The sequence below is a fragment of the Dactylosporangium sp. NPDC000521 genome, from assembly GCF_042898305.1.
Classification (GTDB): domain Bacteria; phylum Actinomycetota; class Actinomycetes; order Mycobacteriales; family Micromonosporaceae; genus Dactylosporangium.
This window is the reverse complement of the sequence record NZ_JBIAYW010000004.1, coordinates 47,393-66,371: the sequence shown is the minus strand read 5'-3', so window position 1 is coordinate 66,371 and position 18,979 is coordinate 47,393. Positions and strand designations below refer to the sequence as shown.

Sequence of the window (18,979 nt, the reverse complement as noted above, 5' to 3'; positions counted from 1 at the left end):
TGCATCGTCATCAGCGGCCGGCGGGCGCCGGTCATGTCGGGGGCCGCATGAAGCTGCACCGCAGGACGGTGTGGCTGGACGGTCTGGGACCGCGGCACCGCGCCCGCCGGCCGGACCTTCGCGGGCCTGGCGCGTCGTTCCTGATCGTCGCCGGCGGCAAGCACCCCAACGACACCGCCGTCTACCTGGACGCCGCCACCCTCTACGGCATCCTGTTCCGCGAGTCGCCCCGGCCGCTCGCCAACCTGTACGCCGCCGCCGCCGCGACCGCCACCGCGATGCGCGACGTCGCCGCCACCGCCATCGGCTACTGAGCGTTCGCCGCCCGGGCGGCCGGGCTTTGCCGGGCCGCCCGCCAGGCACGTTATCGTGGCGCGGTGACGGGGATGCTGCTGTGTGCGCACCGGGCGGGCAACAACCTGGCGGAGCTGCGGGACGCGCTCGACGCCGGGGTCGACCTCGTCGAGGCGGACGTCCGGCTGTACCGCGGTGCCCTGGAGATGCGGCACGCCAAGGCGCTCGGCCCGCAGCTGCTGTGGGAGCCGTGGCGGGACGTGGTGCGCCGGCGCGACACGCCGGTGCCGCTGCTGGCCGAGGTGCTTGCGACGGCGGCGGGGGACCCGCGGCTGATGCTGGACCTGAAGGGCCCGTTCCTCGGGGTGGCGCCGCTGACCGCGGCCGTGCTGCGGGAGGCCGCGCCCGGGGCGCCGGTGGCGGTGTGCTCGCGGCAGTGGCGGATGCTGGACGCGTTCGAGGACCAGCCGCACGTGCGGCGGATCTACTCGGCGGGCAGCAGGCGCGAGCTGGCCAAGGCGCGGCTGCTGGTGCGGCGGCAGCGGGTCGCCGGGCTGTCCATCCGGCTCAGCCTGCTCACCCCGCAGGTCGTCGAGGAGCTGCACCGGCACTGCGACCTTGTCATGGTGTGGTCGGTCGACACCGAGAGCGACCTGGCCCGGGCCCGCGAGCTCGGCGTCTCGGGCATCATCAGCAAGAACCTGCCGATGCTGCGGGCCATCGCCGAGCAGTCCGCCGATCAGGCCGGTGATCAGCCCGCCGGTCAGTCCGGTGACGGCCCGGCGACGAACGTCCGGGCCTCGACGACGTAGGACAGGACGTCGGACAGGTCGAGCGGGACGCGGACCCACTCGCGCATCGGCCGGCCCGGGCGCGGCGAGCACGGCCGGCCGGTCCCGGCCGCGACGAGCTCCGCGACCCGGGCCGCCGGCAGCTTCACGATCAGGTCGTCGCCGGCGGCGAACGCGTAACAGCGCCCACCGGTCCGCAGCGCCGGCGAACCCAGCATCCGGCCGATGCCGTCGCCGGGGTACCTGCGCAGCGCCGCCGCGAAGATGTCGGACATGTCAGGCCATCCTGCGCAGTTCGGCGAGGCGTTGCTCGCGGTGGCGGCGCTCCACGTCCGTGACGGTGCCGGCGAGCGACGAGGTGAGCGCCTCGACGGCCTCCGCGTGGCGCCCGGCCCGGGCGAGCAGGTCGGCGCGCACCGCATGCCAGCGCGGGTCCGGCGGCAGGTCCGCGAGCAGGGCGAGGCCGGCCGGCGGCCCCGACGCCTCCGCCGCGGCGACGGCCCGGGCCAGCCCCGCCGCAGGGTTCGGGGCGACCGACATGAGCAGGTCGTACAGGCGCACGATCTCCGGCCAGTCGGTGCCTTCGTAGGAGGCGGCGCGGGCGTGCTCCGCGGCGATCGCGGCCTGCAGCTGATACGGGTCGGCCAGCCGCCGCGACGCCTCCAGGGACGCGTTGAGCAGCGCGATCCCGCGGGCGATGGCCGCCGCGTCCCACAGCGTGCGGTCCTGGCAGTCGAGGGTGACCACGGCGCCGGCGGCGTCGAGGCGGGCGGGCCGGCGGGCCTCGGTGAGCAGCAGCAGCGCGAGGACGGCGGCGGGCGCGGGCTGGCCGGGGAGCAGGGCGTGCAGGAGCTCGGCGAGGCGGACCGCCTCGCGGCAGGCGTCGACGTCGTAGGCGGCGTGACCCGACGTGTACAGGCTGTGGATCACGCCGCACACCGCGGGCAGCCGCGCCGGCAGCTCGTCCGGCGCCGGCACCCGGTAGGGGATGTGCGCGGCGGCGATCTTCTGCCGGGCGCGGGTGAGCCGTTTCTCCGTCGCCGCCTCTGTACTAAGCAGCACCCCGGCGATCTGCGCGGGCGACAGCCCGCACAGCGTCCGCAGCGCGAGGGCGACCTGCGTCGGCGGTGAGAGCGTCGGGTGGCAGCAGGTGAAGATGAGCCGGAGCAGGTCGTCGTGCACGACCTCGTCGGGCGGCAGGTCGGCGCGGGCCAGCTCGATCATCCGGGTGCCTTCCTCCTCCTTGCCGCGGCGGGCCTGCTCGCGGCGCAGGATGTCGATGGCCTTGCGGCGGGCGGTGACGGTGAGCCACGCGCGGGGCTGCGGCGGCACGCCGGTCACCGGCCACGCCCCGAGCGCCGCGAGGGCCGCCTCCTGCACGGCGTCCTCGGCGATCTGGACGTCGCCGACGGTCCGGATGAGGGTCGCGAGGATCCGCGCCCCTTCCAGCCGGACGGTGTCGGCGACGGCGTCGTGCAAGGAGGGCACGCCGGCTACCTGGCGGCGATGACCGGCCGGACCTCGACGGCGCCGCCCCACGCCGCCGGGATCTGCGCGGCGATCGCGACGGCCTCGTCCAGGTCGGCGGCCTCGATCAGGTAGTAGCCGGTCAGGGCCTCCTTCGTCTCCGCGTACGGGCCGTCGGTCGTGACGACCTTCCCGCCGCGGGCGCCCTCGACCCGGACCACGGTGGCCGTCGCGGTCGGGTGGAGGACGGCGCTCGCGCGGAGACTGCCGGCGTGGTCGACCGCGAACTGCCGGTATTCGGCGAGCTCGGCCGCCTGCTCCGGCGCCCACCAGTCGACGTCGGCGGTATAGGTCAGTGCGAGGTACTGCGGCATCGGACCGCTCCTTCCTGAAGGGAACTCAACCATGGAACGAACGGCACCCGCCGGAAAGGACATCAGGATCCGGTGGTTGCCGGATGAGAATTTGATTTGGCAGAAAGTTCTTACCTGGCTCCCAGGAAACACCGTTACGTTGGTCGCATGCGCCGCGAGGAGGCACCACGCGACCTGGAGGTCCAGTTCGACGCCCCTGCCCAGGGCGATGTCCTCGCCCAGGGCGGCGACGGCCCGCCGCGGCGACTGCCCGGATTTTCGCCATCGGTGCGGCGGCGCGTGCTTCTGGGCGCCGCCGCCTTCCTCGTCCTGGCGATGACCGCCTACATCGCGTTCCAGGCCGGTGGCGGCGGGGCCGGGACGGCGAAGCCGCGCCCGTCGGCGTCGCCATCGCTGTCGGCGTCCGGGCCGCCGACCATCGCGCAGGTCTACGCGGCCGTCGCGCCGTCGGTCGTCACCATCCAGGCCATGAACGGCGAGACCGTCGCCGCGACCGGCACCGGCGTCGTCGCCAGCGCGCAGGGGATCATCCTGACCGCGTTCCACGTCGTCAAGGGCGCCGGCGGCATCCAGGTCATCTTCGCCGACGGCACGAAGACCGCGGCGAAGGTCGCCCAGTCCGACCCGGCCCTCGACATCGCCGCGCTCGCCCCCGAAGGGCTGCCGGACGTGCTCGTCCCGGCCGTCATCGGCAACTCCGACCGGCTCGCCGTCGGCAACACCGTCATCGCCGTCGGCAACCAGCTCGGGCTCACCAGCAGCGCCACCGCCGGCGTCGTGTCCGGCCTGCAACGCACCGCGACCAACCCCGACGGCACCAAGCTCACCGGCCTCATCCAGTTCGACGCCGCCGTGAACCCCGGCAGCTCCGGCGGCCCGCTCCTCAACGCCAAGGGCGAGACGATCGCGATCGTCGTGGCCCTCGCCAACCCGACCTCCGCCGGCACGTTCGTCGGTGTCGGCTTCGCCGTGCCGATCGGCGCCGCCCTGGGCGCGGGCGGCGGAGACCAGGCACCACAGCAGTAAGCACCCGCTCGCAGACGTAAGGACGATACGTGGACACACCATCCGAAAGCGGCATCACCAGCGCCGTCGAGCACGTCCTGTACGAGGTCAAGAAGACCATCGTCGGGCAGGACGCGCTCCTGGAGCGGCTCATGGTCGCCCTGCTGTCGCGCGGGCACATCCTTGTCGAGGGCGTCCCCGGCCTGGCCAAGACCCTCGCCGTGAAGGCCCTGGCCGCGGCGATCGGCGGGCAGTTCCACCGTGTCCAGTTCACCCCCGACCTGGTGCCCGCCGACATCGTCGGCACCCGCGTCTACCACCAGATCAGCGGCGAGTTCCAGGTGTCGCTCGGCCCCGTCTTCACCAACCTGCTGCTCGCCGACGAGATCAACCGGGCGCCGGCGAAGGTGCAGAGTGCGCTGCTGGAGGTCATGCAGGAGCAGCAGGTGACGATCGGGCGGGAGACGCACCACATCCCGCGGCCGTTCCTGGTCATGGCCACCCAGAACCCGATCGAGTCCGAGGGCACGTATCCGCTGCCCGAGGCGCAGGTCGACCGGTTCATGATGAAGGTCGTCGTCGGCTACCCGAGCCCGACGGAGGAGTTCGTCATCGTCGAGCGGGCCATCTCCCCGGCGCCGCTGCTGCAGGCGATCGTCGACCCGACCCGCCTGATCGAGATGCAGGGCGAGGTCGAGCAGGTCTACGTCGACCCGGCGCTCATCGAGTACTCCGTCCGCCTCGCCAACGCGACCCGCCGGCCCGAGGAGGTCGGGCAGGGCGACCTCGCGCGGTACATCAGCTTCGGCGCCAGCCCGCGTGCCTCGATCAACCTGGTCCTCGCCGCGCGTGCCCTCGCGTTCATCCGCGGCCGCGACTACGTCATCCCGCGCGACCTGACCGAGCTCGCCCTCGACGTGTTCCGGCACCGGCTCGTGCTGTCCTACGAGGCGCTGTCCGACGACGTCACTGCCGACACGATCCTCACCCGGGTCCTGGCGGCGCTGCCGGTGCCGGCGCCGGTGCGCAGCGGAAGCCGCTGACCCGTGGCTTCCGCACCCGACCGCCTGCTGCGCCGCCTGGAGTGGCAGGTGATCCGGAGACTCGACGGGCAGCTGCAGGGCGCCTACCGCACGGTCTTCCGCGGGACGGGCATCGACTTCGCCGACCTGCGCGAGTACACGCACGAGGACGACGTCCGCCACATCGACTGGAACGTCACGGCGCGCCTCGACGAGCCCTACGTGCGCCAGTACACCGAGGACCGCGAGCTCACCGCCTGGCTGGTCCTCGACCTGTCGGCCTCGATGCGCTTCGGCACCTCGGGTGGCAAGGACGGCCTGCTCACCGAGCTGGCGGTCTGCCTCGCGCGGCTCTTCACCCAGGGCGGCAACCGGATCGGCGCGGTCCTCTACGACAACGGCCTGCAAAGGGTCGTGCCGCCGCGCACCGGCCGCAACCACGTGCTGCGGATCGCCCACGAGATCTCCCGGGCCGTGACCGAGTCCGCGGCGCTGCCCGGGGGTTCCGCCACCGACGTCGACGGGATGCTGCGGCTCGCCGCCTCGCAGGCCCGTCGCAGGTCCCTGGTGTTCGTCATCTCCGACTTCATCGACGGCGAGGCCGTGAACTGGGAGTCGTCGCTGTCGCGCCTCACCCACCGGCACGAGGTCGTCGCGATCCGGGTCGTCGACCCGATGGAGCTGGACCTGCCCGACCTGGGCCTGGTCCTCGTCGAGGACGCCGAGACCGGCGAGCAGGTCCTGGTCGACACCAGCGACCCGCTGTTCCAGCAGCGGCTCCGCGAGGAGGTCGACGGCCGCGAGGCGGCGGTCGCGGCGGCCATGCGCCGGGCCCGCGTCACCCCGCACCTCGTCACCACCGACCAGGACCCGCTCCTCGCCCTCGTCGAGATGGTCCGCTGGTCGAAGAGGCGTAGAGCATGAGCGAGCCGCAGCGGAGCGAGGACCCGCGAGTCATGGGTGCAGGGTGGAGCGCGGCATGAGCTTTCAGAACCCGTTGCTGCTGGTTGTCGGCGCTGTCGTCGCGGTCGCGGCCTTCGCGGCGTACTGGTGGCTGCAGCGCCGACGTGCGCTTGCCCTGCGGACCGCCGGGCTCGCCACGGCGAAGAAGGACGGGTTGCGCCGGCACCTGCCGCCCGTGCTCTTCCTCGTCGCGCTGACCCTGCTGCTGCTGTCCGTGGCCCGGCCCCAGGCCGACCTGCCGGTGGCGCGCGCCGCCGGGACCGTGATCCTCGCGTTCGACGTGTCCAACAGCATGGGCGCCGACGACGTCGCACCCACCCGGCTCGCCGCCGCCCAGGCCGCCGCGATCGAGTTCGCCGACGCGCAGCCCGACAGCGTCAGCATCGGCGTCGTCGCGTTCGACGAGGGCGCGCTCACCACGCAGCAGCCGTCCGAGGACCGGGCCGCGACGACCGCCGCCATCAAACGCCTCCGGGTCAACGGCGGCACCTCCCTCGGCCAGGCGATCCTCGCCTCCCTCACCGTCATCGCCGGCAAGCCCGCCGCGCTCCCCGAGGAGGGCCGGCCCGCGCCGGACCTCGGGTACTGGGGCAACGCCACCATCGTGCTGCTCTCCGACGGCGAGAACACCGGCGGACCCGACGCCGTCGCCGCCGCCCAGCTCGCCGCCACCGCAGGCGTCCACATCGAGACCGTGGGGGTCGGCACCGTCGGCGGCACGACCGTCGAGGTCGACGGCTTCCAGGTCGCGACGTCACTGGACGAGGAGCTGCTCACCGAGGTCGCGAAGACCACCACCGGCAACTATCACCGCGCCGAGAACGCCGATGCGCTCCACGACGTGTACGAGTCGCTGGACCTCCGGCTCACCGTGCAGACGAAGCCGGTCGAGCTGACCGGCGCCGCCGCGGCGCTCGCCGTGCTGCTGCTCACCATCGGGGGAGTACTGATGACCACCTGGTTCGGACGGATCCTCTGATGTCGCTGCACTGGCCGTGGGCCCTCGTCGCGCTGCTGGCGTTTCCGCTGCTCCTCGCCGTCCGCTGGTGGACCCGCCGCCGTCGCCGCCGGGCCGCCGTCCGGCTGCCGAGCGTGGTGCTGATCAGGGCGGCGCTGCCTGGTCGTACATCATGGAAACGCCGGATCCCGTTGTGGATCTTCGCTCTCGGTCTGATCGTCACCGGCACCGCGGCCGCCCGTCCGGAAGCATCCGTCGTCGTGCCGGACAGCGCCGCGACGATCATCCTGGCGATGGACGTGTCCGGCTCGATGTGCTCCACCGACGTGGCACCCAACCGGTTGACGGCCGCGCAGAAGGCGGCCCGGCAGTTCATCAAGGACCACGACGGCAACCAGAAGATCGGCCTGGTCGCGTTCTCCGGCATCGCCGGGCTGATCGTCCCGCCGACCACCGACACCAAGCAGCTCCTGGACGCCATCGACGGCCTGCGCACCGCCCGCGGCACCGCGATCGGCCTGGCCATCCTCACCTCCATCGACGCGATCGCCGAGATCAACCCCGACGTCCCGCCGACCGGTGTCGAGGTCCCCGACGACGGCGTCACGTCCGGCGAGTACGAGCCCGACACCATCGTCGTGCTCACCGACGGCCGCAACACCGACGGCGTCGACCCCATGACCGCCGCTGCCGCCGCCGAGGCCCGCCGCCTGCGCGTCTACACGATCGGCTTCGGCACCGCCGTCCCCTCCCCGATGGTCTGCTCCAGCGACCAGATCAGCAGCGGCGGCCAGTTCCGCGGCGGCCCCGGCCCAGGCGGACAGTTCGGCGGGCGCGGCCGCTTCCAGGACATGGACGAGGGCACCCTCACGAAGGTCGCCGAGACCACCGGCGGCAAGTACTTCAAGGCCGAGGACGCCGAATCCCTCGGCGACGTGCTCCGCGACCTGCCCAGCCAGGTCACCCTGCAGCGCAGGAAGACCGAGCTGACGTCGTGGTTCGCCCTCACCGGCGCCCTGCTGGTCCTGCTCGCCGTCGGCCTGTCCCAGTGGTGGAACCGCCTCCGCGTCCCGGCCACCGCGCCGCCACCCAGTCGCCGCTGATCCGGTCCGGCGGCGCACTTGATCGCCGCCACTACCTTGACCGCATGATCGCCCGGCCCGACCCGGCGCCGTTCACCTGGCGCCGGGCACCCCTGTCCACACTGCTGCTCGCGCTGATGCTGCTATGGCTGCTCAGCCCCGTGTTCTGGCTCTACGCCGCGGGCCAGGTCGGCTCCGAATCGGATGTCGACCCGACCCCCGAACAGTCCTACGCGTTGCGCGTCGTGGACTGGACGACGTTCTGCTACGTCCTCATCGCCCCGATGGTCGTGCTCTCCGTCTCCTGGTGGACGAGGCGCCGCGTCGTGCTGACCCTGACCCTGACGGCACTCACCCTCGGCGTCCTGGCCGTGGCCGCCCTGTGGCTGATGATGGACTGACGTCGCCCGGTGCCGGGGCTGCTGGACGCCGTCGGGGTCGGCGGGCTTGCGCAGGCGCTCAGCGCTGCCGGGCGGCGAGCAGGGCGTCGCCGGCCGTGACGGTGTCCGCGTCGCGGCGCAGGTCGTGGACGCCGGCGAAGGCCTGCGACGTGAGCTGGAAGCGGGTCGCGCCGGCGAGCTGCTCGCTGGTCAGGCGCCACGGCGCCGCCGGGTCCGCGGCCGGCACGGCGGCGGCGAGTACGGCCGAGCCCTCCCGCTGGATGTCGTGATGCTCGTGCGGCTCGGTGTAGCGGGCGTACCGCAGGACGGCCGGCCCGGCCGGAACAGCCTCGGGTGGGGCGCCGTCCGGGACCTGCCACCGCCGGACGAGCGCGGTGAAGGCGTCACGGCGGCGGCCCGCCGGGGCCGCGGCGGCCGCGAGGACGGCGCTGCCGGCGTCCGCCGCGGCGTGGCACAGCTCGCGGACGGGGACGGTGCCGGCGCGGTCCGGGTAGTAGTCGACGGTCCGGATCCGGATCATCACGTCGGCCAGCGCGAGCGCGGCGGCGCGCGGCGCCGGGCCCAGCGACCACGTCGGCACGCCCCGCTCGCGGCTCGGCCGCCCGCGCGGCGTGACGGCGTCGGCGGCCCGGCCCGCGGCGGACTCGTGCCACATCGGGTCGTCCGGCCACATCGACGCGGACGTGGCCCGCAGGACCCCGCCCCGCCCGATCGACAGCGTGACGCCGTCCCCGGCGCAGGTGACCGCCGCGCCGCCCCGGTCCTCGGCGTCGAACCGCAGGTCGGTGACCCCCTCGCAGAAGAACCGCAGCCGCGCCGCGGGCCAGGGCCGCCGGCCGTCGCCGACGGCGAACCGTCGCGGGGCCGTCAGCGTCACCACGGCTTCCAGCCCGGTGCGCTCCGGCTGCACGGCGAGCGAACGCACGGTCGCGTCCGCCAGGTCGTAGTCGGCGGCGAGCTCGGCGACCCGCTGCGCGGTGACGGGAACAATCCCCGGGCAGACCCGCGCCTGGAAGTCGCGGTGCACGACGTCCGCCGGCACCGCCGCGGGCAGCAGACCGTCGAGCGCCGGGTCCAGCTCGACCATCAACGCCCGCCGGGAGGCCGCGAGCGCTGCCATCGACCGCAGGCCCACGGTGGCGCGCCCGGCCCGCAACGGGCGCAGCGCACACGCCGCGCTCACCAGATCCATGCCGGTGCCGTGCCACATGTCGGCGATGCGGCCGATCCGGCCGAGGTCGAAGGTCCGGCCGTCCGCCGCCAGGCCGGCGATCTCCCGCACCGACCGGTCGAGCAGCCCGGCGAACGCCTCCACCGATGCCCGCATGCCGACGAGTATGCCGCAGCGCGTGAGGACGGCCGCGGCACGTGCCCGGGCGTGGCGGCCTGTGCATTCGCGACTCATGGTGTCCCGGTTGACGCGTGCCGTGCACATGGCCTGCCGCCGGCGCGGTGCCGGCCGGATGGTCGTGGCGGCCGCTGTGGATGCGTCACCCTGACGTGGCCCCCGTCGCGGGACGGGTGTAGACCTCCTTCGGGATGGTGTAGGCGAGGTCGACCGCGGTCTCGATGGCCTCGTCGAGGTCCAGGTGGTGCTGGGCGACCAGCGAGGCCAGGTAGCCGGCGTCGATGCGGCGGGCCAGGTCGTGGCGGGCCGGGATCGAGGCGAACGCGCGGGTGTCGTCGACGAAGCCGGCGGTGTTGTAGAAGCCCGCCGTCTCCGTGACCGAGGCGCGGAAGCGGCGCAGGCCCTCGGGGCTGTCGAGGAACCACCAGGGGGCGCCCAGGCGGACGGCGGGGTAGACGCCGGCGAGGGGGGCCAGCTCGCGGCTGTAGACGGTCTCGTCGACGGTGAACAGGATCAGGCGCAGGGCGGGGTGGCGGCCGAAGGACTGCAGCAGCGGGCGCAGCGAGCGGGTGAACTCGGCGGCCACCGGGATGTCGAAGCCACGGTCTGGGCCGTACAGCTCGAACGCCGCGGTGCTGTGGTCCCGCAGGACGCCGGGGTGCAGCTGCATGACGAGGCCGTCCTCGCAGGACATGGCGGCCATCTGGTGCAGCATGTGGCCGGCGAACGCGCGGGCCTCCGACGGGGTGACCCGGCCGGCGAGGGCGGCGGCGTAGATGCGGCGGGCGTCGGCCGGCGCGAGCGGGGTGGTGTCGGCGGACTCGTGGCCGTGGTCGGTGGCGAGGGCGCCCGCGGCGATGAAGGCCTGCCGCCGGGCGCGCAGCGCCGCCAGGTAGCCGTCGTAGTCGTCGGTGGGGACGTCGGCGCGTTTGGCGAGCGCGGCGACGTCGGCGGTCCATGATGGACGGTCGAGGTGGACGAGGGCGTCGGGGCGGAAGGTGGGGATGACCCGGCCGTCCCACCCGGACGCGGCCAGCCGGGCGTGGGCGTCGAGGTCGTCCAGCGGCGAGTCGGTGGTGGCGAGCACCTCGATGCCGAACCGTGCGAACAGGGCCCGCGGGCGGAACTCCGCTGAAGCGAGGCGCGACGACAGGGCGTCGTAGAGCGCGTCGGCGGTGGCCGCGGACGGGACGATGGAGACGCCGAAGACCTCGACGAGTTCGTGGGTCAGCCAGTACCGCGACGGGGTGCCCCGGAAGAGCCGCCAGTTGGCGCAGAACGTCCGCCAGATCGCCCGCGGGTCGGTCGAGGCCGAAGGCCCCACGCCCAGCGCCTCCAGCGGTACACCCGCCGCATGCACCAACCGGGTCACGTAGTGGTCCGGGGTGATCAGCAGCGAGGCCGGGTCACCGAACGGGGTGTCGTCGGCCAGGAGCGCGGCGTCGACGTGGCCGTGCATGCATACCAGCGGCAGCGACCGGGTCGCGGCGTAGACGGTGCGGGCGAGCTCCCTGGTCGTGGGGTCCGGTGGCAGGGCCCGGTCGGGGTCGAGGTGGAGCTGCGGCACCGTGTTGACTCCTCACAGGTCGATCCCACAAACGTTCTCATCACTGTGTGCGTGCGGAATCGCCGAGTCAAGAGCGAGCGCGGCGAATCTCTTGACATCGACCTACAAACGATTTCATGCTTGCCGTCATCACGAGACCCAGGGAGCGTGCTCGATGCCGGTGACGATCAAGGACGTGGCCCGCGTGGCCGGCGTGTCGCCGTCGACGGTGAGCCGGGCCCTGACCACACCCGCGCTCGTCCAGGCCGAGACCAGGTCCCGGGTCGAGCGGGCGGCCGCCGAGCTGGGATACCAGCCCAACCGCGCGGCCCGCGGCCTGATCACCGGCCGCACCGGCAACATCGGGCTGATCGTGCCCGACCTCACCAACCCGTTCTTCCCGGGTGTCGTCAAGGGCGTGCAGAGCCGCGCCCGCGAGTCGGACTTCTCGGTCTTCCTCGCCGACACCGACGAGGACCCGGCCGCCGAGGCCGGCCTGGTCAGGGCGCTGAGCAAGCAGGTCGACGGCATCGTGCTCTGCTCGCCGCGCATGACCGAGGAGGACCTGCGCTCGGTCGCCGGTGAGACGCCGATCGTCATGCTCAACCGCCGGGTCGGCCAGATCCCGGCGATCACCATCGACAACGTCGACGGCATCCGGCAGGCCGTCGCGCACCTCGCCGCCCTCGGCCACCGGCGGATCGCCTACGTCGCCGGACCGCGGGCGTCGTGGTCCAACCGGGAGCGGGCGAAGGCGCTGCGGGCGGTGACCGCGGCCGGCGGCATCGAGCTCGTCGAGGTCGGCAACTTCGTGCCGCAGTTCGCCGGCGGTGTCGCGGCGGCGGATCTGGTCCTGGCGGCCGGCGTCACCGCCGTCATCGCCTACAACGACCTGGTGGCGCTCGGCCTGCTGAACTGGTTCGCCACCCGCGGTGTGAAGGTGCCCGAGGCGATCAGCGTCATGGGCTTCGACGACATCGTGCTGTCCCAGATGGTCAGCCCGTCGCTGACCACCGTCGCCCAACCGCAGGAGCCGATCGGCCGCGCCGGCGTCGACATGCTGCTCCAGCTGCTCGAAGACCCCGACCGCGCGGCCCTCGCCCGCCGCGAGCTCCCCTCACAGCTCATGGTCCGTCACTCGACGGGCCGCCCTCCCGCGGCCAGCACCACCTGAGCAACGACGCACGACACCCCCGAAGCGTGCACCAGAAGGGAATCCCGCTATGTCCCTGACCCGCAGACATTTCGCCGCGCTGCTCACCCTCACGCTCGTCGCCGGCTGCGGCGCGCCGACGAAGAACACCCCGTCCGCCGCGTCCAGCGGCGACCTGCCGCTCAAGCCCGCGTCCCCGGTGACGCTCAACATCCTCGACGTCGCCGGCAACCTGCAGCTCACCCAGGGCATGATCGACGACTTCGTGTCCGCGCACGGCGACACGATCAGCAAGGTCACCTACTCCAAGGCGACCGCGCCGGAGCTCGCGCCGAAGGTCAAGGCGCAGCAGAACGCCGGACGGGTCGACATCGACCTCGTGCTCACCGGTGTCGACGGCCTCGCCGCCGGCGTGGACCAGGGACTCTGGCAGCCGTTGCTCCCCGCGTACGCGCAGCGCCTGTCCAACATGAACAGCTACCTTCCCGGCGCCGCCGCGATGCAGAAGCTCGCCGGGGACTTCGGCGTCACGGTCACCTACTACCCGTCGGGCCCGCTCATCGAGTACCTGCCGGACAAGGTGCCGAACCCGCCGAAGAGCGCCGACGAGCTCCTCGCGTACGCGAAGGCCAACCCGGGCGCCGTCCAGTACGCCCGGCCCGCGAACTCCGGGCCCGGCCGCACGTTCCTCATGGGCCTGCCGTACCTGCTCGGTGACAAGGACCCGAAGGACCCGGTCAACGGCTGGGAGAAGACCTGGGCGTACCTCACCGAGCTCAACAAGTACGTCGAGCTGTACCCGAGCTCGACCAGCGAGACGATGAAGTCGCTCGCGAACGGCTCGGCGAAGATCATCGCGACGACGACCGGCTGGGACATCAACCCGCGCGTCCTCGGCCAGGTGCCGAAGGAGGCGAAGATCGGCTCGCTGAACGGCTTCCACTGGGTCACCGACGCGCACTACGCCGTCGTGCCGAAGGGCGTCTCCGCGGACAAGCAGGCCGCGATCCTGCTGCTGTTGCAGGACATGCTCAGCCCGAAGCAGCAGGCGAAGGCCTACGACAAGGGCTACTTCTACCCCGGACCGGCGGTCAAGGACGTGCCGCTGTCGATGGCGCCCGCCGACAGCCAGAAGGCGATCACCGACTTCGGCCGCCCCGAGTACGACCAGCTCATCTCCGGCAACCCCCTGGAGGTCCCGCTCGACGCGAAGGCGCTCGTCGCCGCGTTCGACAAGTGGGACCGCGAGGTGGGCGGGGCGAAGGTGAAGAAGTGACAGGCTTCCGGCAGCTGCGGCTCGAGGGCGTGACCCGGCGCTTCGGCGGCCAGGACGCGCTCGTCGACCTCAACCTGACGATCGAGCGGGGCGAGTTCATCGCCCTGCTCGGCCCGTCCGGCTGCGGCAAGTCGACCGCGCTCAACTGCCTCGCCGGCCTGCTGCCGCTCACGGCCGGCCGCATCTGGCAGGACGACACCCGCCTCGACACGCTGCTGCCGGAGAAGCGCGGCTTCGGCATGGTCTTCCAGAACTACGCCCTGTTCCCGCACCTGACCGTGGCGAAGAACATCGCGTTCGGGCTCCAGATGCGCCGCCTGCCCAGCGCGGAGATCCGCCGCCGCACCGACGAGGCGATCGCCCTGGTGCACCTGGAGCAGCAGACGCGGAAGCTGCCCGGGCAGCTGTCCGGCGGGCAGCAGCAGCGGGTCGCGATCGCCCGCGCGGTCGTGCTGGAGCCGTCGCTGGTCCTGATGGACGAGCCACTGTCCAATCTGGACGCGAAGCTGCGGCTGGAGATGCGCACCGAGATCCGCCGGCTGCACCAGGCGCTCGGCCTCACCACCGTCTACGTGACGCACGACCAGGAGGAGGCGCTGTCGATGGCCGACCGCCTGGTCGTGCTCCGCAACGGGCGCGTCCAGCAGGTCGGCACCCCGGAGCAGCTGCACACGCGGCCCGCGAACCGGCACGTCGCCGACTTCATGGGCTTCCGCAACCTGCTGCCAATGAAGGTCGTCGCGGCTTCGTCCAAGGCGGTCACGGTCGGGGGAGGCGGGCTGACGTTGCACGGCACCGCCGTCGGCGACCTGGCCGTCGATGATGCGGTTGTCGCCGGTGTACGACCGGAGTCGCTGCGCATCGCGGACGAGGGCTTCCCGGCCACGGTCGAGGTGGTGGAGTACCAGGGCCGCGAGCTCGCCGTGGAGGTCGTCACCGACGCGGGGCAGCGCCTGCACCTGCGCACCGCCGACCGCCCGGCACCCGGCGACAAGATCCGTCTCGCGGTGGACCCGTCGTCGCTGCTGGTCTTCCCCGCCGGCGAGGTGAGCTGATGACCAGGGTCGCGCTGCGGCACCGGCTCGCCGAGCGCGGCGTCGACCGGCAGCTGCTGCTGCTCGGCCCGGCGCTGCTGTTCGTGGTGACGCTGTTCATCTACCCGTTCTTCTACGGCATCGGGCTGTCGTTCCAACCCGAACAGGGCGGCCCGTTCGAGGCCTACCGGTCGTTCTTCGCCGACGCGTACGAGCGCGGCACCCTCACCACGACGCTGTGGCTGTCGCTGCCGGTCGCGCTGCTCAACGTCGGCGCGTCGGTGCCGATCGCCTACCGGATGCGGGGGAGGTTCCGCGGCAAGCGGCTGCTCACCACGGTCCTCGTCGTGCCGATCACCCTCGGCACGGTCCTCACCGCGCAGGGGCTGCTGAACTTCCTCGGCCCCACCGGCTGGTTCAACCGCACCCTGATGGCCGCCGGGGTCATCGACGACCCGATCCGGCTCATCCACAACTACTGGGGCGTGTTCTTCTCCCTCGTCATCACCGGCTTCCCGTTCGCGTTCCTGCTGGTGCTGTCGTACCTGTCGGGCATCGACCCGACCCTGGAGAAGGCCGCCGCGACCCTCGGCGCCGGCTGGGCGCAGCGCTTCCGGCGGATCACCCTGCCGCTGCTCGCGCCGGGCCTCGCCACCACGTTCTGCCTCACGTTCGTGCTCGCGTTCAGCGTGTTCCCGTCGGCGGTCCTCGTCGGCGACCCCGCCGGCGACACCCGCGTCATCTCCATCGCCGCCTGGCACGCCGGCTACGAGCAGTACGACTACCCGAAGGCGTCCGCGATCGCGGTCGTCATGGGCCTCGTCGAGCTCGCCGTCATCGCCGCGGTCCTCGGCTGGCGGTCGCTGCTGTACACCGGATCCACGGGAGGCAAAGGATGAGAATCACCGCGCGTCCTGCCGCCTGGCTCGTCTGGGGCGTCGTCGCGTTCTTCTTCGTCAACCTGATCGGCCTCGTCGGCTCCGTCGTCGTCAGCTCGTTCGGCCGGCAGTGGTTCGACACGTGGCTGCCCTCCGGGTTCACCGGCCAGTGGTACGGCGAGGCGTGGCGCGACTTCGGGCTGCTCCCCGTCCTCGTCACCACCCTGGAGGTGTCCGCGCTCGTCGTCGGCATCTCCGTCCTCGTCGGTGTGCCCGCCTCCTACGTCCTGGCCCGCCGCGCGTTCCCCGGCCGGCGCGCCCTCTACCTGCTGTTCCTGCTGCCGATCCTGATGCCGCCCATCACCTACGGCATCCCCCTGGCGACCGTGCTCTACAAGTACGGGTTCGCCGGGCACATGACCGGGGTGGTGCTGGCGAACCTGGTGCCGTCGGTGCCGTTCGTCATCCTCACCATGACCCCGTTCATCGAGCAGATCGACCCCGCCATCGAACGTGCCGCCCGCATGTGCGGCGCCGGCACCAGGCAGGTGTTCGTGCGGATCCTCGCGCCGCTGCTCGTGCCCGGCATCCTCGCCGCATCGATCCTGGTGCTGGTCCGAACCGTCGGCATGTTCGAGCTGACGTTCCTGACCGCCGGACCCGACTCGACCACGCTCGTCGTCGCGCTCTACAACTCGATGTCCGCCGCCGGCATCCGCGCGCAGCAGTCCGTGGACGCGATGGCCGTCATCTACACCGGCACGATGCTGGTGCTGCTCGTCCTGGCGCTGCGCCTGGTGAACCCGACCCAGCTCGTCGCCCGGGTCAAGGAGGAAGAGGTCACATGAGGATCAGCGAGGCCCGGGTCATCGTCACCTGCCCCGACCGCAACTTCGTCACGCTGAAGATCGTCACCGACGAGGGCGTCACCGGCGTCGGCGACGCCACCCTCAACGGCCGCGAGCTCGCCGTCGCCAGCTACCTCACCGACCACGTGGTGCCGCAGCTCATCGGCCGCGACCCGACCCGCATCGAGGACACCTGGCAGTACCTGTACAAGGGCGCGTACTGGCGGCGCGGCCCCGTCACGATGAGCGCGATCGCGGCCGTCGACACCGCCCTGTGGGACATCCTCGGCAAGATCGCGGGGCTGCCGGTGTACAAGCTGATCGGCGGCCGCTCCCGCGAGGGCGTCACCGTCTACGGCCACGCCAACGGCTCGACGGTGGACGACGTGCTGGTGGAGGTCGCCCGGTACCTGGACCTCGGCTACCGCGCCATCCGGGTGCAGACCGGCGTCCCCGGGCTCGCCAGCACCTACGGCGTCTCCGGCGACAAGATGTACTACGAGCCCGCCGACGCCGCCCTGCCGACCGAGAACGTGTGGTCCACGGCGAAGTACCTCAACCACGTGCCGTCGGTGTTCGCCCGGGTCCGCGACGAGTTCGGCCCCGGCGTCAGGCTGCTGCACGACGTGCACCACCGGCTCACCCCGATCGAGGCCGCCCGGCTCGGCAAGAGCCTGGAGCCTTACGACCTGACCTGGATCGAGGACCCCGTCCCCGCCGAGCTGCAGGACGGCTTCCGGCTCATCCGCCAGCACACCACCACCCCGCTCGCCGTCGGCGAGGTGTTCAACACGGTCTGGGACTGCGAGCAGCTCATCCGCGAGCAGCTCATCGACTACGTCCGCGCGACCGTCGTGCACGCCGGCGGCATCACCCACCTGCGGCGCATCTTCGACCTGGCCGCGCTGCACCACGTGCGGTCCGGCTCGCACGGCGCCACTGACCTGTCGCCGGTCTGCATGGCGGCCGCCCTGCACGTCGACGTCGCCATCCCGAACTTCGGGCTGCAGGAGTACATGCGGCACACGACGGCGACGGACGAGGTGTTCCCGCACGGGTACCACTTCGACGGCGGCTACCTGCACCCGTCCGAGGAGCCGGGGCTGGGCGTCGACATCGACGAGGAGCTCGCCGCGCGGTACCCGTACAAGCCGGCGTCGCTGCCGGTGAACCGCCTCGAAGACGGGACGATGCACAGTTGGTGACCCGCCTGTCCATGGCCGCGCTGCGGTCGCTGCCGGCGTTGCCGTATGACCCGGCGGACGTGCGGGTCGGCATCGTGCACGTCGGCGTCGGCGCGTTCCACCGGGCGCACCAGGCCGTCTACACCGACACCACCCTGGCCGCCGACCCGACCTGGGGGATCGCCGGCTTCACCCAGCGCTCCGCGACCGTCCGGGACCAGCTCGCGCCGCAGGACTGCCTGTACACCGTCCTCGAGCGGGGCGTCGGCGCCGGCCCGCCGCGGATCATCGGTGCGTTGCGCGAGATCGGCCTGGCGTCCGAACTGGTGAACAGGATCGCCGATCCGGCCGTGCGGCTGGTGACCCTCACCGTGACCGAGAAGGGCTACCGGCCCGGCAACGCGGTCGAGTGGCTCGTCGCCGGCCTGGAGCTGCGCCGCCGCGCCGATGCCGGGCCGCTCAGCGTGCTGCCGTGCGACAACCTGCCCGCCAACGGCGCCACCCTGCGCCGGATCGTCCTCGCCCACGCCGCCACCCTGCCGGCCGGTGACCGGCTCACCGAGTGGATCGGCTCCTCGGTCGCGTTCCCGTCGTGCGTGGTGGACCGCATCGTCCCCGCGACCTCTGCCGCCGATCTCGCCGATGTACGCCGGATCCTCGGTGTCCGTGACGAAGGTGCGGTCGTCGCGGAGCCGTTCAGCCAATGGGTCATCGAGGACACGTTCGCCGCCGGCCGTCCGGCGTGGGACGCCACCTTCACCACCGACGTCGCCCCGTACGAGGCGGCGAAGCTGCGGCTGCTCAACGCGACCCACTCGCTGCTCGCGTACACCGGCGCGCTGGCCGGCCACGAGACGATCGCGTCGGCGATGACCGACCCCGGGCTCGCCGACGCGGCATGGCGGCTCATGACCGAGGACGCCGCGCCGACCCTGACCCTTCCGGACGGCTTCGACCTGCGCGGCTACCAGGAGTCGATCCTGCGCCGGTTCGCCGACCCCGCGCTCGGCCATCGCACCGTCCAGGTCGCCGCCGACGGCTCGCTGAAGCTGCCGATCCGCCTGCTCGGCACCGCCCGCGACCGTCTCACCGCGGGACACACTCCACAGTGGACGGCGCTCGCCGTCGCGGCGTGGATGGTGTACGTCGCGACCCGTCAACCGGTCGAAGACCCGCAGGCGACCGCGCTGGCCGCCGCGGCGGCCGGTCGCTCCACCCCCGCCTCACTCGTCGACGCGCTCCTGCCGTTGCTCGGCGACCCGCTCGGCGCCACCTGGCGCGACCTGCTCATCGACAACACCGCACGCCTGCTGCGGTTGTAGACACGGCACCTCACCGCCTGCCCCGCCCCGGGG

The 18,979-nt window shown here is 72.6% G+C and carries 20 protein-coding genes; 15 read left to right on the top strand and 5 right to left on the bottom strand.

Annotation, left to right across the window (positions count from 1 at the left end):
• Nucleotides 1-47: 47 nt before the first annotated feature.
• Nucleotides 48-314: a hypothetical protein gene (locus ACFY3L_RS14425; protein ID WP_389322781.1), complete on the top strand. Its 267-nt coding sequence runs from the start codon at nucleotides 48-50 to the stop codon at nucleotides 312-314.
• 72 nt (nucleotides 315-386) lie between these two features.
• Entirely contained in the window at nucleotides 387-1,106 is a 720-nt protein-coding gene (locus ACFY3L_RS14420; RefSeq protein WP_389324546.1) for a glycerophosphodiester phosphodiesterase, read from the top strand.
• Here ACFY3L_RS14420 and ACFY3L_RS14415 read toward each other — a convergent pair.
• Genes ACFY3L_RS14415 through ACFY3L_RS14405 form a run of 3 tightly spaced genes read right to left on the bottom strand, consistent with a single transcriptional unit; the run spans nucleotide 1,058 to nucleotide 2,926 of the window.
• A complete protein-coding gene (locus ACFY3L_RS14415; protein ID WP_389322779.1) occupies nucleotides 1,058-1,360 on the bottom strand; it encodes a hypothetical protein in 303 nt (100 codons plus the stop codon). The two genes, ACFY3L_RS14420 and ACFY3L_RS14415, sit on opposite strands and share 49 nt — an antisense overlap.
• A 1-nt stretch (nucleotide 1,361) precedes the next feature.
• A complete protein-coding gene (locus tag ACFY3L_RS14410) occupies nucleotides 1,362-2,573 on the bottom strand; it encodes an RNA polymerase sigma factor (RefSeq protein WP_389322777.1) in 1,212 nt (403 codons plus the stop codon).
• Between the two features lie 5 nt (nucleotides 2,574-2,578).
• Nucleotides 2,579-2,926, bottom strand: coding sequence for a YciI family protein (locus ACFY3L_RS14405; RefSeq protein WP_389322775.1), 348 nt, complete (start codon nucleotides 2,924-2,926; stop codon nucleotides 2,579-2,581).
• Nucleotides 2,927-3,073: 147 nt separating this feature from the next.
• Between ACFY3L_RS14405 and ACFY3L_RS14400 the strand changes: the two genes are divergently transcribed.
• The 6 genes from ACFY3L_RS14400 to ACFY3L_RS14375 are packed head-to-tail and all read left to right on the top strand — an operon-like array spanning nucleotide 3,074 to nucleotide 8,357.
• The gene (locus ACFY3L_RS14400) at nucleotides 3,074-3,952 is read left to right on the top strand and encodes a S1C family serine protease (protein WP_389322774.1); all 879 of its coding nucleotides are present in this window, start codon (nucleotides 3,074-3,076) and stop codon (nucleotides 3,950-3,952) included.
• Nucleotides 3,953-3,981: 29 nt separating this feature from the next.
• Nucleotides 3,982-4,974: an AAA family ATPase gene (locus tag ACFY3L_RS14395; RefSeq protein ID WP_389322772.1), complete on the top strand. Its 993-nt coding sequence runs from the start codon at nucleotides 3,982-3,984 to the stop codon at nucleotides 4,972-4,974.
• A 3-nt stretch (nucleotides 4,975-4,977) separates the two neighbouring features.
• The gene (locus ACFY3L_RS14390) at nucleotides 4,978-5,877 is read left to right on the top strand and encodes a DUF58 domain-containing protein (protein WP_389322770.1); all 900 of its coding nucleotides are present in this window, start codon (nucleotides 4,978-4,980) and stop codon (nucleotides 5,875-5,877) included.
• A gap of 55 nt (nucleotides 5,878-5,932) precedes the next feature.
• The gene (locus tag ACFY3L_RS14385) at nucleotides 5,933-6,895 is read left to right on the top strand and encodes a VWA domain-containing protein (protein WP_389322768.1); all 963 of its coding nucleotides are present in this window, start codon (nucleotides 5,933-5,935) and stop codon (nucleotides 6,893-6,895) included.
• Nucleotides 6,895-7,977 carry a VWA domain-containing protein gene (locus ACFY3L_RS14380; RefSeq protein WP_389322766.1) on the top strand — a complete coding sequence of 361 codons (1,083 nt, stop codon included), beginning with the start codon at nucleotides 6,895-6,897 and terminating at the stop codon, nucleotides 7,975-7,977. The genes ACFY3L_RS14385 and ACFY3L_RS14380 overlap by 1 nt, the downstream gene beginning before the upstream one ends.
• A gap of 44 nt (nucleotides 7,978-8,021) precedes the next feature.
• The gene (locus tag ACFY3L_RS14375; protein WP_389322764.1) at nucleotides 8,022-8,357 is read left to right on the top strand and encodes a hypothetical protein; all 336 of its coding nucleotides are present in this window, start codon (nucleotides 8,022-8,024) and stop codon (nucleotides 8,355-8,357) included.
• A 58-nt stretch (nucleotides 8,358-8,415) separates the two neighbouring features.
• Here ACFY3L_RS14375 and ACFY3L_RS14370 read toward each other — a convergent pair whose 3' ends face one another.
• Both ACFY3L_RS14370 and uxaC read right to left on the bottom strand, forming a co-directional pair.
• The gene (locus ACFY3L_RS14370) at nucleotides 8,416-9,684 is read right to left on the bottom strand and encodes a hypothetical protein (RefSeq protein ID WP_389322762.1); all 1,269 of its coding nucleotides are present in this window, start codon (nucleotides 9,682-9,684) and stop codon (nucleotides 8,416-8,418) included.
• Nucleotides 9,685-9,847: 163 nt separating this feature from the next.
• Nucleotides 9,848-11,272 carry a glucuronate isomerase gene (uxaC, locus tag ACFY3L_RS14365; protein WP_389322760.1) on the bottom strand — a complete coding sequence of 475 codons (1,425 nt, stop codon included), beginning with the start codon at nucleotides 11,270-11,272 and terminating at the stop codon, nucleotides 9,848-9,850.
• A 154-nt stretch (nucleotides 11,273-11,426) separates the two neighbouring features.
• On the opposite strand from uxaC, the gene ACFY3L_RS14360 reads away from it, so the two are divergent.
• From ACFY3L_RS14360 to ACFY3L_RS14330, 7 genes are read left to right on the top strand one after another with little or no spacing between them, the layout of a single operon-like run.
• Nucleotides 11,427-12,425 (top strand): LacI family DNA-binding transcriptional regulator, encoded by a 999-nt coding sequence (locus ACFY3L_RS14360; protein WP_389322758.1) that lies wholly within the window; start codon nucleotides 11,427-11,429, stop codon nucleotides 12,423-12,425.
• Nucleotides 12,426-12,474: 49 nt separating this feature from the next.
• Nucleotides 12,475-13,680 carry an extracellular solute-binding protein gene (locus tag ACFY3L_RS14355; protein ID WP_389322757.1) on the top strand — a complete coding sequence of 402 codons (1,206 nt, stop codon included), beginning with the start codon at nucleotides 12,475-12,477 and terminating at the stop codon, nucleotides 13,678-13,680.
• Nucleotides 13,677-14,735 carry an ABC transporter ATP-binding protein gene (locus tag ACFY3L_RS14350; RefSeq protein ID WP_389322755.1) on the top strand — a complete coding sequence of 353 codons (1,059 nt, stop codon included), beginning with the start codon at nucleotides 13,677-13,679 and terminating at the stop codon, nucleotides 14,733-14,735. Before ACFY3L_RS14355 ends, ACFY3L_RS14350 begins: the two co-directional genes overlap by 4 nt.
• On the top strand, nucleotides 14,735-15,613 hold the full coding sequence (locus ACFY3L_RS14345) for an ABC transporter permease (protein WP_389322753.1): 879 nt from the start codon (nucleotides 14,735-14,737) through the stop codon (nucleotides 15,611-15,613). Before ACFY3L_RS14350 ends, ACFY3L_RS14345 begins: the two co-directional genes overlap by 1 nt.
• Nucleotides 15,610-16,440: an ABC transporter permease gene (locus tag ACFY3L_RS14340; protein WP_389322751.1), complete on the top strand. Its 831-nt coding sequence runs from the start codon at nucleotides 15,610-15,612 to the stop codon at nucleotides 16,438-16,440. Before ACFY3L_RS14345 ends, ACFY3L_RS14340 begins: the two co-directional genes overlap by 4 nt.
• The gene (manD, locus tag ACFY3L_RS14335; RefSeq protein WP_389322749.1) at nucleotides 16,437-17,645 is read left to right on the top strand and encodes a D-mannonate dehydratase ManD; all 1,209 of its coding nucleotides are present in this window, start codon (nucleotides 16,437-16,439) and stop codon (nucleotides 17,643-17,645) included. Before ACFY3L_RS14340 ends, manD begins: the two co-directional genes overlap by 4 nt.
• Nucleotides 17,642-18,946, top strand: coding sequence for a mannitol dehydrogenase family protein (locus ACFY3L_RS14330; protein ID WP_389324543.1), 1,305 nt, complete (start codon nucleotides 17,642-17,644; stop codon nucleotides 18,944-18,946). The genes manD and ACFY3L_RS14330 overlap by 4 nt, the downstream gene beginning before the upstream one ends.
• Nucleotides 18,947-18,979 lie beyond the last annotated feature (33 nt).